This window comes from Pelosinus fermentans DSM 17108, from assembly GCF_000271485.2.
GTDB classification, from domain to species: Bacteria; Bacillota; Negativicutes; order DSM-13327; family DSM-13327; genus Pelosinus; species Pelosinus fermentans.
Map to the genome: position 1 here is coordinate 4,443,037 of NZ_AKVN02000001.1, position 16,608 is coordinate 4,459,644.

Here is a 16,608-nt window from a genome sequence, read left to right on the forward strand (position 1 = left end):
TATACGTAATTTTTTTCACAATGAAAGGCAATCTTTATCGTCTAGTTACAAGAATACGTTTGAAACCATTATAGCAAATTAAATTCAATTTTTCTACGCAGTTCATGATTCTATCTATACCCCCCTCTGATCCGATATTATATCTAGGATCAGAGGGGGGTATCCAGCATTAAACTCTACATTTTTAGTATCCCAATGGCATTCAAGAAGACTACAATCAGTAATACGGGAGTTACATAACGAATCAGCAAGAAGTATACATTGACCAATCCTGCAATTTTTAACTTTCCATGATTGGATAATTCAGCGACTACGTCTTCACGCTTTATCGAATATCCCATTAATAAGGCAATCAATAATCCGCCCAATGGCATAAAAACATTAGAAGAAATATAGTCAAATAAATCAAAAAAACCGAGCCCAAAGAAGGTAATATGCCCCAACATACTGGTCTTGTCAACCGATAAGGTTGCTAAAATACCTACTATAAACATAATTACTGCTGTCAGAATTGCTGCGCCTTTTCGCGACATGCCCTTCTCCTCAGATAAATACGCCACAGGCACTTCTACCAATGATAACATGGCAGTCGTCGCGGCAATAGCCGTTAAAAAGAAAAAGGCAATTAATAATAGATTGCCAAAAGGCATTTGAGAAAATACCAAAGGTATGGTCATAAAGAGCAATCCAGGCCCAGCCGTAGGCTCCATACCAAAAGAAAATACAGTTGGGAATATCGCTAAACCTGCTAACATGGATACTAATGTATCAGATAAAGCCACTTTAACTGCCATACTAAACATATTGTTCTCTTCTGTAAAATAACTGCTATAAGTCATCATCGTGCCCATACCAAGGGATAATTTAAAGAAAGCCAGTCCTAAGGCTGCTAATATAGCCGCAGCTGATAATTGTCCAAAATCAACATGAAATAAAAATTGAATCCCCTCTGCAGCTCCCGGTAAGGTCAAAGCACGAATATCACAAATAATAATCAGAATAAATAATAATGGCATTAATGTCTTGGTAATCTTTTCAATCCCTTTTTTTACACCCATTGTTAAAATACCGGCTACTACAGCAATTACAATGAACTGCCATAAAATAGGTGACAATGGCCCCATAATCACATCACCAAATTGGGTCTTAGCTGTCTCCATGGTAACGTTAACAAAATCTCCCGAAATTGCTTTAAATAAATAATAATATACCCATCCAGCTACACAGCTGTAAAAAAACATAATCAGATAAGAGGACGCAACGCCCATAATCCCAATGTTCTTCCAAGGGGTACCGGGTTTTAACTCTTCCAAGGCACCTACAGCATTCTTCCTAGTTTTCCTTCCAATGTAAAACTCACTGAGCATAATCGGTAAACCAACAAATAAAATACAGCAAAAATAGACTAATAAGAAAGCGCCGCCGCCATTTTGTCCTGTTAAGTAAGGAAACTTCCAAATATTACCTAACCCTACTGCTGATCCTAGTGTTGCAAAAAACACTGCTAACCCTGAAGAAAATGTTTCTCTTTTTTTAACTACACCCATGACTTCACTCCTATTTTTTATTTGCTCTAATCATTAGTCCTTTCGTTATGACTGCAAGTTTACAAAACAAGAAAATTTCACACTCTTTTAAGTTATTTTTGTAATATTCACACATTACAAACGACTCTATTGCTAAGTCTCTTTGTGTAGTTATTTACGAGCATAACAGTATATATAATAACATACATTTTTCATTTTGAAACTTACTTTTGATTTCCAGACTAAATAAAAATAGGTTAACATATTCCTCCTCTTCACAAAGAATATGTTAACCTCTATGAACATTACGCTGATCTTCCCTTTCATGCTAACTTATTTGTTTAGCTCCTCTAATCCTTCGAACTGCATATTATAATACTTGGCATAAAGTCCATCTTGCAGCAGCAGCGTTTCATGATTTCCCCGTTCCTGAATGCCCCGATCATTAATCACAATAATTTCATCCGCATTTCGTATTGTGCTTAACCTGTGGGCAATGACAATGGTCGTTCGATCCTTGGAAAGCTGCTCTAATGATGCTTGAATATGACGCTCGCTCTCATTATCTAAAGCGGAAGTAGCCTCATCCAAAATTAAAATTTTAGGATTCTTTAAAAAGACACGTGCAATCGCCAGGCGCTGCTTCTGTCCACCGGAAAGACGAACTCCTCGTTCTCCTACATAGGTGTCATAGCCATAATCAAGACTCATAATAAAATCGTGAATGTTGGCATTCTTGGCTGCCTTAATAATTTCCTCCTCAGCAGCCTTAGGCTTGCCATAAGAGATATTGTCCCGCACACTGCCAGCAAACATATACACGTCCTGTTGGACAATTCCGATGTTACTTCGCAGAGACTTCAGCGTAACGTCACGAACATCCTTGCCGTCAATTGTCACAGAACCCTCTGTCACATCGTAAAAGCGGGGCAGCAAAGAACAAAGGGTCGTCTTACCTCCTCCAGATGGACCAACTAAAGCTACGGTTTTTCCAGCTTCTATCGATATTGTCACCTTTTCCAGCACTTCAGTAGTTTTGTCATAATAAAAAGAAACATCCTTGAATGCGATCTCACCACGTACATTGGTAAGAGATATTGCATCCTCTTTATCCACAATTTCCGGTTCCGTCTGCAGTACATCAACAAAACGCTTAAAACCAGCGTAGCCTTTTTGAAACTGTTCGGTAAAATTAATAAGTACATCAAGAGGATTAATAAAGATGCCAATGTATAGAGCATAAACCGCCAGGTCCGTGAGCTGCATCGTACCATTGGCAATAAAGACACCGCCAAAGACCAGTACTGTTACATAAAGCAATCCTTCAAAGAAATTGTTTCCTGCATGAAAACTGCCCATTATTTTGTAACCAGTTTCTTTAGAATCTAAAAACTCAACGTTGCTGCTTTTAAACTTTTCGCTTTCGATCTCCTCATTGGCAAAGGATTTGACTACACGAATACCAGAGAGACTATCTTGTACCCGAGAGTTCACATTGGCAATTTTCTTTCGATTATCCATAAAAATAGCCTTCAGCTTTCGGTTTTGATAAACACTGAAAACTACCATGATCATCGTAACGCATAGGAGAATCAATGTCATTTTCACATGAATCAGCATTAGCAGCGCGAAAGAACCAATTATCTTTAATATGGAAATAAATAAGTTTTCCGGTCCATGGTGTGCCAGCTCTGAGATATCAAACAAATCTGAAACCAGTTTGGACATCATTTCCCCTGTATTATTTTTATCGTAATAAGAAAATGGAAGACGCTGCAAATGATCGAATAAATCCTGTCTCATATCGCTCTCCATTCGAGCCCCCATTACATGTCCCCAGGAGGTAATATAGTATTGGCAGCCATAGCGAATGAGGTACATCACAATTAACCCCCCACCAACATAACCAATCCCATGCAAAATCTCGGCTGAACTTTGGGTAAATAAACCTTTGGTAAGGAGGTTTAAAATTTGCGGAAATGCAAGATCAATCATGGACATGGTTAATGCACAAACCATATCCATATAGAATAAGAACTGATAGGGCTTATAATATTGAATAAACTTCTTTAAAATGAACATCTGAAAAATCTCCTTTAATCGACGAGGCTACAATCAAATTGCTGTTGACCTGTTATATTTCTCCATATAGTATAACATCTTTTAAATCAATCTTTCCAATGAATACGTGAGTGAATCATGCTATATTATATTGTTAGTGCTAATATTTCAAAATAAACGTCTCAACCCTAGATAGAAGTATTTTATAATTTACATAAAGTACTTCTTATCTAGGGTTGAGATTTGTTTACCTTAGGGATTCTTATATTTTACATATTCGGAATTAGACTCGGAATTTTGCAACCCCCTCTTGCAGCGTACTGGCCAAAGAGGCTAAACTGTGACTGGCAGAAGCAATTTCCTGCATGGATGCAGATTGCTCTTCTGTTGCAGCGGAAATCGTCTGGGTTTCTGCCGCATTCTCTTTGCTTACAATTTCAATTTCCTGAATCGATCCTACCAAGGTCTGGCTGCCATCAACGATCTGCTGAATGGCCTCGGATATTTCTTTTATCTGCTGAGAAAATTGAATAATAGACTCCACGATAATGGTAAACATCTCTCCCGCAGAGTTAATAACGACAATTCCATCCTTTACCCGTTCCAAGCCAGATTGAGAAGCAGCAACAGCCTGCTCCATGTTAACTTGATTTTTTTGAATCACAGCTCCAATCTGCTGAGTGGCTTGATTAGACTGCTCTGCCAGCTTTCGAACTTCTTCTGCCACCACAGCGAAGCCTCTTCCGTGCTCCCCTGCTCTTGCAGCTTCAATGGCAGCATTTAATGCTAATAGATTCGTTTGACTGGCGATAGTTGAAATCAGATTTACCATCTCACTAATTTCCTGGGATCCTGCGGCAAGCTCCGTAATTGCACTTTGCACCGCTGCCGAACCATGACTGATATCTTGCATTTGAACAATTGCTTGCTCAACAGACTGTTTTCCTTTCTCTGCCTCTTGAGAAGCATGTATAGCAATCTCAGATACGCCTTGGGTCGTTGTTAATATCTGTTCTGTGTTAGTCGACATTTGCCGTGCCACAGCAGCAATACGATCTGCTGAATTTACCTGTTTTTCCGTACCATGAGCAATATCAGTAATTGAAGCCGCTATTTGATTAGCGGCATCTGCTGAATGACTCGCACTGGCGGTTAGTTCTTCACTTGAAGCCGCTACGTGCTCCGCCTGGGATTTTACATTGGTAACCAAAACACGTAAATTACCCCGCATATCTCGAAAGCCTTTTGCTAACTGACCAATTTCATCATGGGAAAAGACTTGAATCTCTTGTTCACTAAGATCTCCATCTGTTAATATCAAACATTCATCTCGAATGACCTGAATAGGTTTTGCAAAACGCTTGCTTAAAAATATGATAAATAAGATGGCGATAATAATACTTGCAATTGAAATAGCAATCATCATGTACGCCAATGTAGTAATTTCTTGGTTCACTTCTGTCTCTGGCGCTGCCACTGTCATAACCCATTTGGATCCATCAGGCAATAAAACAGGCGTAAAAACTCCCATCTTTGTAACATTATCAATAAAACTATACAATCCCTCCATCTGCGTACCCTTTTCGTTTACGGTTTTAAACAAGGATAGTAAGCGTTCATCTAATTCTTTCACCGGCAAATTAAGTTGGGGATTAATTTGCTTTTCATTCAATTTTAGTTTACCAATCATTTCTGGGTTTTTCGGATATGCAATAACAGTACCTAAATGATCTGTCAGAAATCCATAACCAGTGTCTTTAAACCTTATATCTTTTACTAACTCTGTTAGTCTGTCTAATGAATAGGTCCCTCCTATAACTCCTGCCAATTGACCATTATTAAGAACAGGTGTAGCTATAACTACAGATAGTTTGCCCGTTGTACGGGAGACTAAGGGGTCTGAAATAACAGGCTTTTGGGTAGAAAGTACCTTCTTATAATAATCCCGGTCACCATATTGAGCTGTAGAGCTGTCAGAAAGAACCCCTGATCCGTCTAGTGAAACAAAAAAGACAACATCAAAATAACCTATGCGCTTTTGGGTTTCTGCCAATGCTTGAACAATCTCGGTCTTATTCGTCCCATTTTTAATACGCTGGGTATTGGCAAGATCATCTAATCGAATTAACTTTTCTTGTAAGTCGAATTGTATCTTATTAGCATAATCCGTTCCAATTGAAGCTGCCGTTTCATTTACACTATGAATCAAATATTTGTTTGATAAATAATAACTAACACTAGATAATAATCCAAATGACAAAATAAATAAGGGAAGCAGCATAATTAAAAATCGAGTTTGAATACTGGTTACTTTCATAAGCTGAGCCTCACTTTACACATAATAATATTTTGTTTCTCAAAATTTACAGCATAGCCTGATCACAGTAATTCTTAGGTATCACCAGTATTATGCATTTGATATATAACCTTGACCAATCACCCCCATTTCTTTGTAGATGATGAATGTAATATAATAAACATTTAGGACTTCACATTCATACTATGTACACAGGAAATGACCTAAAAACGCATATGAAAAAGTTGGTAATGTAACATAATAGAATTATGTTACATTACCAACTCTTATGTAAATCTAATAAATACTAACAATATATAAGGATGTTTATATCATAATGAATTAAAAACCTCAATAATTTCTCTAAGTGAACTGCAATCTAACACATTAAATGAGTGAGCTAACTTTACTGATTACATTATTCGCCATATTCTTTAAAAATATTTGTAAATTATTATAAAATTTGTAAGAAAAAAGGATTTATCTAGAAAAAAGCGTATTTATATTATTGTTTGTAACACAATTCTATTATGTTACATCTTTAACATATGAAACGCTCTGCTCTTTTAGAGCAAGGGTTTAGCCCCATTTTCTATCACAGGAAACTGACTTTATACTACATTAACATAAATATCTTTTAAATAAGACGAAAGCATTTGAATCCTTTTAGAGATCTGTAAACAGAGCGAAGCAATCCCCTTCTTGCTAGGAGATTGCTTCGCTCTGTTTTATTACTATTTATCAAGCATTAAGACCAATGGCCATTTCTATGGGGCAATTGTCTACAATCATTTCAACCGCAATATACGTACTATTACACACTGCAACTTTCCCATTCCCTTGAAGAAATGAGGGCGGATTGATTTTCACGGTAAATCCAATCTGATTTAAAGACGTAGATGCATGAGAAACAATCATGTTGACCAGCTCACAAATTGCACTTTCAGCCATCTCATCAAGCTCCCCCGTCGTAGCCCGCCTCAACATCACTGATGAAATCGTTTTAGCCGTTTGTTCAGTCATATTAAAAATGATATTTCCATCACTTTGACTGTTCATACCAACTTGTACACTAACACCTAGATTATCAACAAATTGTTCTTTCGTAAAGATTTTTCCTCTCACAATGTTTGTAAATCCGACTTTAGGCACCACGCCTATAAAAGCACTTAAAAAAGGGTTAATAAATTTAGCATCCAAACTACCGTCCTCCCATTATGTAGTACATTTATATTAGATTTTTCAACTTTATAAACAGCTCTATATTATTTACGAGCAAACATATTAAACCTAAAAACTAACAATAGAGGGATATAAAATCATCCTTACTGTTAGAATAACTCATTTGAAAAATTATTACCTCTTCTAAAAGGTATAGATCTTCAAAATAGGTTGAATAAATAACAAAAAATATCCGCCTGTACCCTACTATTTGGGGCATATAGACGGATATTTTTGAACTCCCTCGAGTAAAAAGAGTTATATTCTTGGCACTACACTCGTACAATACATTATGCGGTTAGAACTATCTTAATTATTTTTATCATTAAAATCCGATATTCATAAGGAGGACTCTAAATGCTTAGCGCTGTCTGTGGTTGTTTGACAAATTCACCAAATACTACGAAAGCATGCATAGGCCACATCCCTAAGAGTTCTATTTTTCTTAGTCGTACATTAAAGGGCCTAACTCCTGATGGCAGATATATACATCTGATAAAAAACGGCAGAGTAACGTATCATCCAGGTTACTACACAATAGACGGAAGATTATTGCAACCCCATACATAAAGCAGTAACTCTGGGAATTGCCACCTTTGAGTAAAACAGCGATATATTTACCAATCCAATATCCACCGTCCAATAGAATGCCATAAGGTACCGATCCTTTCGTACTGTGCCAAAAACTTTCAAAAAAGATACCCCGAAGTCCGGTAAAACTTCGGGGTATCTTTTACTTAGGAACTGTCCCTTTATCTTGTTTTTCAGATCATTCTTTATAAAATAAAAGCAGTTTTGAGATTATTTTATTTCATTTAGAATTCTTACAATTTCATCTGCGCCTATATCAGCAGGGCAAGGCTGCACGATCGCTTGCTCGCCAAGTCTTATTACACCATTGTCATTACGAGCTTGCGCGAGAGATTCATTATTATGATAAGCAGCAGCCAGATTGCCAGCGATCAGATAGCTGCGTTCAATCCCACTCATATTGGCGAATGCAGCTGGTTTCATAAAGGATTTGTTGTTTATTTTGATTTCACCAGTAACAGCATTGACAGTGACTTTCTTATTGCTGTACTCAGTCAGCTTTTTAGAATAATTATCACGTCTTTCTTTTTCCCCTGGATGGGTGGAAGGATTTAGAAGATCATCAAAAAGACCTTTTGAACCACCACTACTCATTTTATCGATTACACGCTGCCATACTGCTGCCGGAGCGCCAGGATTGTAACCAGCATCAGTGATATAGGAAAAAGCGATATTATCAGATTCCCATTCATTCGGCTTGGTTATGCCAACCGCCTTGGTATTGGTAGCCACTACATCAACAGCTAATTTGCTGCCGCCACTCACTTGTGAACCAGCAACCTTTTGGACAAAATCGACTGTCAATTTCTTTTTAGCACCATTTATAGGATGGTTCTTTTGTCCGTGGACCAGTTCGTGAGCAACAACAGCTGCTATCTTATCTTCGTTATTATCGAAAAAGGAAAATACACCAACATTGACAGAAACATTATGCCCCAGGCTGCAAAATGCATTGAATGCCGTTTGGGGGTTAATAAAATAATTGTATGGCTTGTCTTGTATTGATGGCTCAGTTTTAGCAATCGTACTTGTCAGTCTTGTCATAATGCTGGCAAGTGTTGCATTAAAATCAGGATCTTCGTTTACACCTTCCGATGCTTTAAGTTGTTCAAAAAGTTCATTTCGTCCATCATTTTCATAGTGGTCAAGAGATTTTTTTATCTCGTCTTGTTGCTTAGCAGTACTAACCACTGTGCCTCCGAGTTTACCAATATTAATGGCTTCAGTTTTTGTTGGATGAAACAAACCTGTAGCCAGTGAAAAACAAAGAGTCAAAATCCCTGTCCCCAACACTGCCTTACGAAAAAAAGTTCTTATATCCAATTGAATAACACCTCTTTTTATTTTTTTGCTAAATTAAACAATAGCCGCAGCTGCTTCCTTTATCTAGGATAAAACATTTTGCGAATTATTGCCTCTGCTAAAAGGTATAGATTCCCAGCATTTTTAAAGAAAAGCAATAGAAATCTATTTTTTTAGTCATCAAAAAACAACTAGCTATACCAAACTTATCAGTCTTTCTTTTCTTCCACTTCGATTTGGATGATAGAATACTTAAAGCCTTCATAAATTGCTAACCCATAAAACAATAAATCCATAGGGCTAAATGTTTTTTCTATTATATTTATCAAAACTTGAACATTCATTTGGGAAATTACAGATAGTATGGGAGTACCATGATTGCTAGAAATATCAAAAGCCACGGTAAGAATATTTCCCCCGAGACATCCTATTAATGCCAAAATTGCACCAACCACGCCAAAAACTATATCAACACCTTTACCCATTATTCTTACACTATAGCCAACAAGAAGACCGACACCCACGGCCATCCAGCCTATCTGATAGCCCGTCATCTCCGTAATCACTGCCCATGTAATAGCCCCAACAAAAGCTGCAATACCTCCCCCTATAATGCCTTTGTAAATATCTTGCTTTTCTCTCATTTCCTATTTATATGACTGAATCGTAGCCTCGTTTAATGATCGACGCTCTATTTCCAGTACTCCATCTTGATTAGTTGTTTCAGAATCCATTTTATCTCCTCCGTACAATATGATGATTTCATTGCATATAACTTACGTTATTTGATTGTCCTCTTATTCAGATATACTATTATTATATTCATCAACAAGCTGCCCCAAGCGGCGTCTGAATTCGCCTACAGGATAGCTGCGTCCGCCAGTGGTAAATTTTCCGGTATTTTCATTTTTAACTTCAGTAGTCCCTGCTTTAATCATGTTCAGGGTGTCTGTCGCCGCTGTTTGCATTCCTTCGGTAGTTTTTACAAATTGGTTTAAAAATGGGACTTGGTCTGCCGAATACCCCTCTTTTTTCAGTTGATCTTTGTCTTTATAGATCTTTTTCAATTCTGATACATTTGAGTTGAATTTATTGTACACTTCTTCATATTGTGCCAAATCAGCCTCTAAGAAGTCTTTTCCTCCGCTTTCTAACGTATCAAACATATGGCTTATTTCTCTCCCGCTTAATAATACACTTAGTGCATAATAGTGTATGTTAAATCCTTTTTTCTTAAGACCAGGTAATTCTGCGCCTTCATGTTCAACCATTTTCGGATAAAATGCAGTTGAGAAATCATCAGCTGCCTCTGACAACTCTCTATAACTTAAAACCATCTTTTTATGAAGTTCACGTCCTTTGGCAAAATTGTCCTTTTCATACTCTTTATTGGCATAATATAAAGTAACATCTTTAAAATATAGCTCAATAAATGCATCTGTCTTATCGCATAACGTTAGCATTTTATCGTCAATTTCTCCATAGCTAGGTCTATCCGCCTGATATTTGCGTGGCAGCTTGGTGTGGCGCTCCTTATGAAACCCATAAAGACTTTTTTCCCCTTCTCTTTCCGCCGTCGGAAACAATATAAAACCGCTAAATTCTTTTTTTATATTTATTTCTTCGCCTGTACCAAATTCATTAAAATAGAACTTAGCAACACCGCTTAACCAGCCCTGTTTAAAATTTAAAAGTTCGATATAGGAATTAAACTTCTTTATATCATCCCCCTTTGTGCTGCTATTGCTCAAGGTATTTGAGATATTTGAACAAGCCGTTAATAATAGGCTCATACAAATACAAATTAGAACTACTCTTATTTTCATTTCAATCCGCATTCCCCTTTATTAGTAAATTTCCTTCTTCGGTCTGCTAGTTTCCCATTTCATTACCCCATTTTTCTCTCTTTTTCTAATGCTTACTGTTAGGATAAACCATTTTGGGAATCATTACCTCCCCTAAAAGGTGTAGATATCGACATTTTTCACTAAAAACATTAAATTTTAGTATACTTCTCAAAAGCAAAAGACTACGTTTTTGTCAGTCAGACAAAACGTAGTCTTTTACTCGGGAAGCAATGAGGCTCGATGAACTGAAACACTCGCTTGAACAATTTTCACCACGTTTATTTATAATACACCCCTAGTTTATACTTTAAAATAAATTTTCCGATAATACGGCAATCCCCGTTTCGTAGACACCTAAAGTATCGTTTCTATCTCTTTATAGAAGAAGCGACAATCGAATAGCCCGGGCTTCACAGGCCCAAGCCCTCACAATGCCTACAGATCCAGCATAATTTCTATTTTCTTAGGTTCAACACTCACGTAATCCAGATTGAGAAACAGAATGGTCGTAGCAACGGTGTAAAATGCAGCAATGATGTCGATCAGGGTATCGGTAATGATGCTGATAGTGCCAGGCAAGGAGGTGGATAGATAACCGATTCCAAAGCCAATTCCTCCATTGATTAAGGCAAGGACAAACATGATGCCAAAGGTTTTCCACCAGCGTCCTTTGACTAGTGACTTACTGTAATTAAGGGCTGTTTTTCCGCCCAGCTCGCGTAAGGCAACAATTTGTACAATAAAAATATAGTATATAGACCAGATTACGCCAGGTATTATAAGTAAGAATGTTAACCCCAAAATGATAATTCCGCCTAAGATACTGGTTGTTAAACAACTGCCCCACCGGGAAAAAGCTTTGCTTAGCGCTGCCCCCCAACTAATCGGCAGATTATCATTGTTTTGAATTGCATGATCAACAACCACGGCAATCCCCATCATTGCAATCACACCGAATAATCCTTCCAGGATTTTGATTACGTTCATAAAATCCTGAAAACTGTTCATGTATCCAGCCACCATATACAAAATAATGTTGATAGGGATGTATACAATCAGCGTAATCATGACAATGGCTTTAAACTGCTGAGAGTACACTGACCATCCATTGGCTATCACATCACTAAAACTAAATTCTCTTTCCTGTATTGCTTTTAACATGTAGACACCTCTTTTGGGTTATTTTAGTCCACCAATATTCTCCGCCCACCGCCTCTTCCCAGATTGGAAGCCATGTCTTTGCCTTGCTTTATATCATCCAAAATTCTGGTTAGATGGCGGTGTATATCCAGGTTGGTACTTTCTTTGGTTACGATATTCAGTCTGGCGGCGGTGTAGGCAGTAATGAGCAGGCGGGCCACGGGTTCTCCTTGGGCACATTGGCCAATGAAGGTATAATCGAAGGGATGGATGGGGCGATGCCGAAAGGCTTCTTCGGCAAATCTTCTGGTAATAATGGGTGATAGGGTGTATTCATAGGGAGCGGAAAAAGGTACGCTGATGATATTTACCGTATCGTATTCCGTATCGAAATCGGCAAAGTCTTGATAGTCGTCCCGCAGTCTGGCACCTACTTTTAGTTTGAAGCGGCACAGTTCCATCTCATTTTCTGCCATTTTCAGACCGGGAGTGGCCAGGATATCGCCGTTCATAATGGTATAGTCATCACTTTCTTTTGCTCTGCCGAAGCTGATTTTTATGATGGTATCCTGCCCTGTAGCGGTATAGGGCACTGCAATGCTTTGCTGGAGCGTATAAAGAGTGCCTCGATGGCGGACAAGACCAGGTGCTATGCTAAGGCTATCGGTGTTGACAATCATACCGCAGCCTGCGATAACCCCGTCAGCATAATTGCTGTAGAGTATATTCACATAGTCTCTGGGATAGTCTCTTAAAATACCGAGCATATCATGTTTCAGCACTCGTCCAGGGGCGAATTTAGGAAATTTATCAATAAACATGTAAGGACTCCTTCATTCGTTGTTCTCCAAGACTATTTCATTCCATCAAAGAAGTTATTTTCCCACAAATCATTTTCACCGGAGACGCAGGGACGGTGGATTCGTCTTATCAGCCTTTTTTAACAATCCTTTACTTACTCCATCTGGATATTGCTAATGACAGAATTCGTCTTTTTGGATTTATCTTGCTCTACTCTAATGCTCTTTTTTATAGGATAAATCGTTTTAAAAGTCATTGCATCTAGCAAAAGGTATAGATTCCCAAATATATTGAAATACATTCAACAAAAAAAGAACCGTCTAACCTTTAGAGGTAAAGACGGTAATAGTGGTAATCGGGGTCAGGCTTGAGTTATATGTAAAATTGACTTATCACCTTCTAACTGTCAAGTAACTCTTGCCAAATCCTTGTAATATTCGCTGGATCAATCTGTAAGACTTTGGCTAACTGCGTTCTTGTCATTAGATTTCTCTCTATCACTTCATAAATCAGTCGTTTTCTGGCTGCCACCACCTGCCGTATTCGACACTTTCCTAGCAACTGCTCTTGATTCACTTGTTTCTCTATAGTGATCATTTCTACTAGCTGCTCCCACGTTAGTTCTATCCGTGTTCTTTTTATTTCTGCTTTTATGAGAGTTTTCTGATCTTCGTTTACTTCTACGCTTTCATCTTTATATTTCGGTTTATCAACTACTATCTCCACTAAATTTAGGTATTGCTCCATTGCCTCATCATGATTGGAACTCAATATATTCAATATAAATTCCACATTTACTAACCCCTGTGCTCTTCTAATATATGATTTATGACTACTCCATCTATGATTGATTCCCTCTGGTATGTTTGCCCGTATTGGATTCTGATGTATATAATATATAAGAGCCATTAAATAGCTCTCATTCTCGCATAAGAAGGCCTTGTAGCGCTGTTCAAATACATGCCCGCTGTGTTTACAGTGCCAATTGTAATACTGCGTATATCTCTGTTGAATACCTTGCATAATTTTTGCCAATGGATTTTTTCCTACTTGAAGCAGTAAGTGGAGTGATTGTCCATAATCACATAAGCGTACAATTGAAAGTCATATCGTTCTTTATAGTCTGCTAAGATTTCTAGATACTTTTCTTTTTTTTCATCTGTTTCAAATACATTTGCTCGATTATTTCCCCTGGCTATTACATGATAGAGTGCACCATCGTAATGCACTCTTGGCTTTCTTGCCATCATTTCCACCTGCCAATCTTACTTTATCTCAGATTAACAGATCATTTAATATAAGTCAATTTTCCAAATAACTCAAGCCTGACCCCATGACCTTCCAGGGTTCATCGGAAGTTTTGCGCGAATAAAGGCTCAACAAGTAGTAAAATACTGCAAGTTGAGCCTTGAAACTATCTACGCACAAAATTTTTGATTGCCCAGGAAGAAGGAAATTGCGGTGAATTTGCCTATGGATTTTCAATCTGCCGCGCTTTGCTTTTTTAAAAGAAAAATGCGCAATCAACTGACCTTTTTGTAGGTTTTCGGCAGTTTTCTTCCTGAGTGCTTCCTTTTCGCCAGTCATTTTTTTCTAACAATATTTTGTAAATCGTCTGCAAAAACAAAGTTGCAGATACTGCACCTGGATCAATATGACCGATCGCCCGCTCACCTAAACGCATGGCCCTGCCTTTCTTGGCTATAATTGGAATAGTAGCTTTTGCACCTCGGTCAGCCGCTTCCACAAATGCACTAAACGCTGACAACGGTTCGATCTGTTTCTCCATCGCATCGGCAAAAGCATCAATTCCTGGGCGCAGTGCGTCTACCATAGTTTTTTCACCGACCACCGCTTTACCGCGCATTTCGATAGCGGCAATGCCAGCCGAAAACATGGCATAAAAATCATTAAACGTAATAATTTCCTTTCCTTGGGCAACTTCACCAAACTTCAGAAAAAAGCTTCCATATAAAGGACCGGCTGAACCGCCAACCTTACCTAAAATAGCCATACCTATTTTTTCCCATATTATAGCCAAACTTTCTTGCTCCCAAAGAGAAAGGTTCTTCATAACCTCACGGAAACCAATGCTTAAATTGAACCCATGGTCACCGTCACCAATTGGAGAATCCAAATCCGACAGATAATCTCTTTTTTCCTCGACAACTGCCGCTAATGCCGTTATAATTTTTATAAAGTCCTTTTTTCCTAATACATAATTATCATACATTGTATAATTCCTCCTAGCAACATAATCTAGCGCCACAGTAGGCATCGCTTTAGCAATGCTTGCTTATTTATAAACAGTATTGTATCCGGCTGCCCATGCCTGAATTTGTAAAGCGTGTCTACTGAGCGCTTTTTAAACACTACGCTGGATGGAATGAACAGATAAACATATCTTCATTGTCTACTGACAACTGTTGATTGCTTATCTGTTCTTTCTCTTTTTACTTAATCACACAGTATGGAGTATCACATGGAGCATCCAAAAGCTTTTTTAATTCTTCATCTAATTTTATTAAAGTAATGGACATACCGATCATATCCATGGAAGTCGCATAGTTTCCTACAAACGAAATATGTATCTTAATTTCATGCTTTGCCAGGATTTGTGCAACCCGGCGGTACACAATATGTAAATCCATCAATGGTAATCCGCCTAAACCATTTACTAGTACATTGACTTCATCACCTTTATTAAATGGAAGATCATTTAAAATATATGGCATAATCTGGTCAACGACTTTATCAGCCGATTCTAATTTACCGCGTTTCACTCCTGGTTCACCATGTATGCCCATGCCAATTTCCATTTCCCCGTCTTCCATCTCAAAAATTGGACCGCTGGCAGGAAGGGTCGCTGATGATAACGCCACCCCCATAGACCTTGTATTATGATTAGCATGTACAGCCACATCTTTAACTTCATCCAGACTAGCACCAGTATCGGCTTTCGCAGCAGCAGCTTTGAATACAAAGAAATCTCCAGCCACGCCGCGACGGTCAGCAATCGTAGCTGACGAGTAAACGTCATCAGTCACCAGTACGGTTTCCACCCGAATGCCTTCCTGACTTGCCATTTCTACTGCCATATCAAAATTCATAACATCACCAGCATAATTCCCGTACAAAAATAAACATCCCTTGCCAGTATCCACAGCTTTAACGGAATTGTAGCAAGGCTCTGGCGAAGGAGAAGTGTTGATATTACCAACGACTGCTGCATCTGCAAATCCTGACCCTACATATCCTATAAACAAGGGTTCATGCCCTGAACCCCCTCCAATAATAACTCCCACTTTATCTTGCATCGGTGTCTTCTTACTGACAACAACCCGTCCATCATTAGCTAGTAATTTAACATATTTATCATGTGCCAATACATAACCTTCCAGCATTTCCTCTACGACGTCATACGGATCGTTCACCAATCTTCTCATAACCAACACCCCCGTTATATTTTAAAAAAACAATCATTATTTCAAAACCAAGGAAAGAATAAATCCTCCAATAGTTCCTCCGATAATCGAACACACCACAGTAGGCATCGCTTTAGCAATACTTGCTCCTGAGAAAGCAGCACCTGCTAAGAGACCGAATCCGGCTGCCCATGCCTGATCTATCCATGCATGCCCACTTTGATAAATAAGAGGAATATAGTGATTAAGCGCCCATGTCGTGCCAACGATAAACCCTGCTGCCATCCAACCGCCAATCGCCCCCCATACCTCCACCATTTTTCCCCAGCACATACTAACCATGAAGGGAAATATAAAACCACCTGCAAAGGTTGCAACCATAAGTCCCTCTGTCATCG

The 16,608-nt window shown here is 38.4% G+C and carries 14 protein-coding genes; all 14 read right to left on the reverse strand.

The annotated features are described in order from the left end of the window. Positions 1 to 176 precede the first annotated feature (176 nt). On the reverse strand, positions 177 to 1,547 hold the full coding sequence (locus FR7_RS20425) for a sodium-dependent transporter (RefSeq protein ID WP_007932560.1): 1,371 nt from the start codon (positions 1,545 to 1,547) through the stop codon (positions 177 to 179). Positions 1,548 to 1,859: 312 nt separating this feature from the next. Continuing rightward, positions 1,860 to 3,608: an ABC transporter ATP-binding protein gene (locus FR7_RS20430; RefSeq protein ID WP_007932561.1), complete on the reverse strand. Its 1,749-nt coding sequence runs from the start codon at positions 3,606 to 3,608 to the stop codon at positions 1,860 to 1,862. 262 nt (positions 3,609 to 3,870) lie between these two features. Further along, positions 3,871 to 5,904, reverse strand: coding sequence for a methyl-accepting chemotaxis protein (locus FR7_RS20435; protein WP_007932562.1), 2,034 nt, complete (start codon positions 5,902 to 5,904; stop codon positions 3,871 to 3,873). 720 nt (positions 5,905 to 6,624) lie between these two features. Next, positions 6,625 to 7,083 carry a chemotaxis protein CheX gene (locus FR7_RS20440; protein ID WP_007932563.1) on the reverse strand — a complete coding sequence of 153 codons (459 nt, stop codon included), beginning with the start codon at positions 7,081 to 7,083 and terminating at the stop codon, positions 6,625 to 6,627. Between the two features lie 822 nt (positions 7,084 to 7,905). Beyond that, positions 7,906 to 9,018, reverse strand: coding sequence for a M48 family metallopeptidase (locus FR7_RS20445; protein WP_007932565.1), 1,113 nt, complete (start codon positions 9,016 to 9,018; stop codon positions 7,906 to 7,908). Between the two features lie 188 nt (positions 9,019 to 9,206). Further along, positions 9,207 to 9,641, reverse strand: a complete 435-nt coding sequence (locus tag FR7_RS20450) for a hypothetical protein (RefSeq protein WP_007932566.1) — start codon at positions 9,639 to 9,641, stop codon at positions 9,207 to 9,209. A 153-nt stretch (positions 9,642 to 9,794) separates the two neighbouring features. Further along, positions 9,795 to 10,823 (reverse strand): DUF3829 domain-containing protein, encoded by a 1,029-nt coding sequence (locus tag FR7_RS20455; RefSeq protein ID WP_007932575.1) that lies wholly within the window; start codon positions 10,821 to 10,823, stop codon positions 9,795 to 9,797. A gap of 456 nt (positions 10,824 to 11,279) precedes the next feature. Then, on the reverse strand, positions 11,280 to 12,005 hold the full coding sequence (locus FR7_RS20460) for a hypothetical protein (protein WP_007932577.1): 726 nt from the start codon (positions 12,003 to 12,005) through the stop codon (positions 11,280 to 11,282). 23 nt (positions 12,006 to 12,028) lie between these two features. After that, positions 12,029 to 12,805 carry a hypothetical protein gene (locus FR7_RS20465; RefSeq protein WP_007932578.1) on the reverse strand — a complete coding sequence of 259 codons (777 nt, stop codon included), beginning with the start codon at positions 12,803 to 12,805 and terminating at the stop codon, positions 12,029 to 12,031. 379 nt (positions 12,806 to 13,184) lie between these two features. Further along, complete coding sequence (locus FR7_RS24060) at positions 13,185 to 13,577, reverse strand: hypothetical protein (protein ID WP_202817059.1); 393 nt, start codon at positions 13,575 to 13,577, stop codon at positions 13,185 to 13,187. Positions 13,578 to 13,831: 254 nt separating this feature from the next. Then, complete coding sequence (locus FR7_RS24065; RefSeq protein ID WP_017531511.1) at positions 13,832 to 14,032, reverse strand: transposase; 201 nt, start codon at positions 14,030 to 14,032, stop codon at positions 13,832 to 13,834. Positions 14,033 to 14,289: 257 nt separating this feature from the next. Continuing rightward, a complete protein-coding gene (dhaL, locus tag FR7_RS20475) occupies positions 14,290 to 15,018 on the reverse strand; it encodes a dihydroxyacetone kinase subunit DhaL (RefSeq protein WP_007932588.1) in 729 nt (242 codons plus the stop codon). A gap of 220 nt (positions 15,019 to 15,238) precedes the next feature. Further along, positions 15,239 to 16,231, reverse strand: a complete 993-nt coding sequence (locus FR7_RS20480; protein ID WP_007932593.1) for a dihydroxyacetone kinase subunit DhaK — start codon at positions 16,229 to 16,231, stop codon at positions 15,239 to 15,241. Between the two features lie 36 nt (positions 16,232 to 16,267). Next, complete coding sequence (locus FR7_RS20485; protein ID WP_007932594.1) at positions 16,268 to 16,606, reverse strand: Lin0368 family putative glycerol transporter subunit; 339 nt, start codon at positions 16,604 to 16,606, stop codon at positions 16,268 to 16,270. Between the last annotated feature and the right edge of the window lie 2 nt (positions 16,607 to 16,608).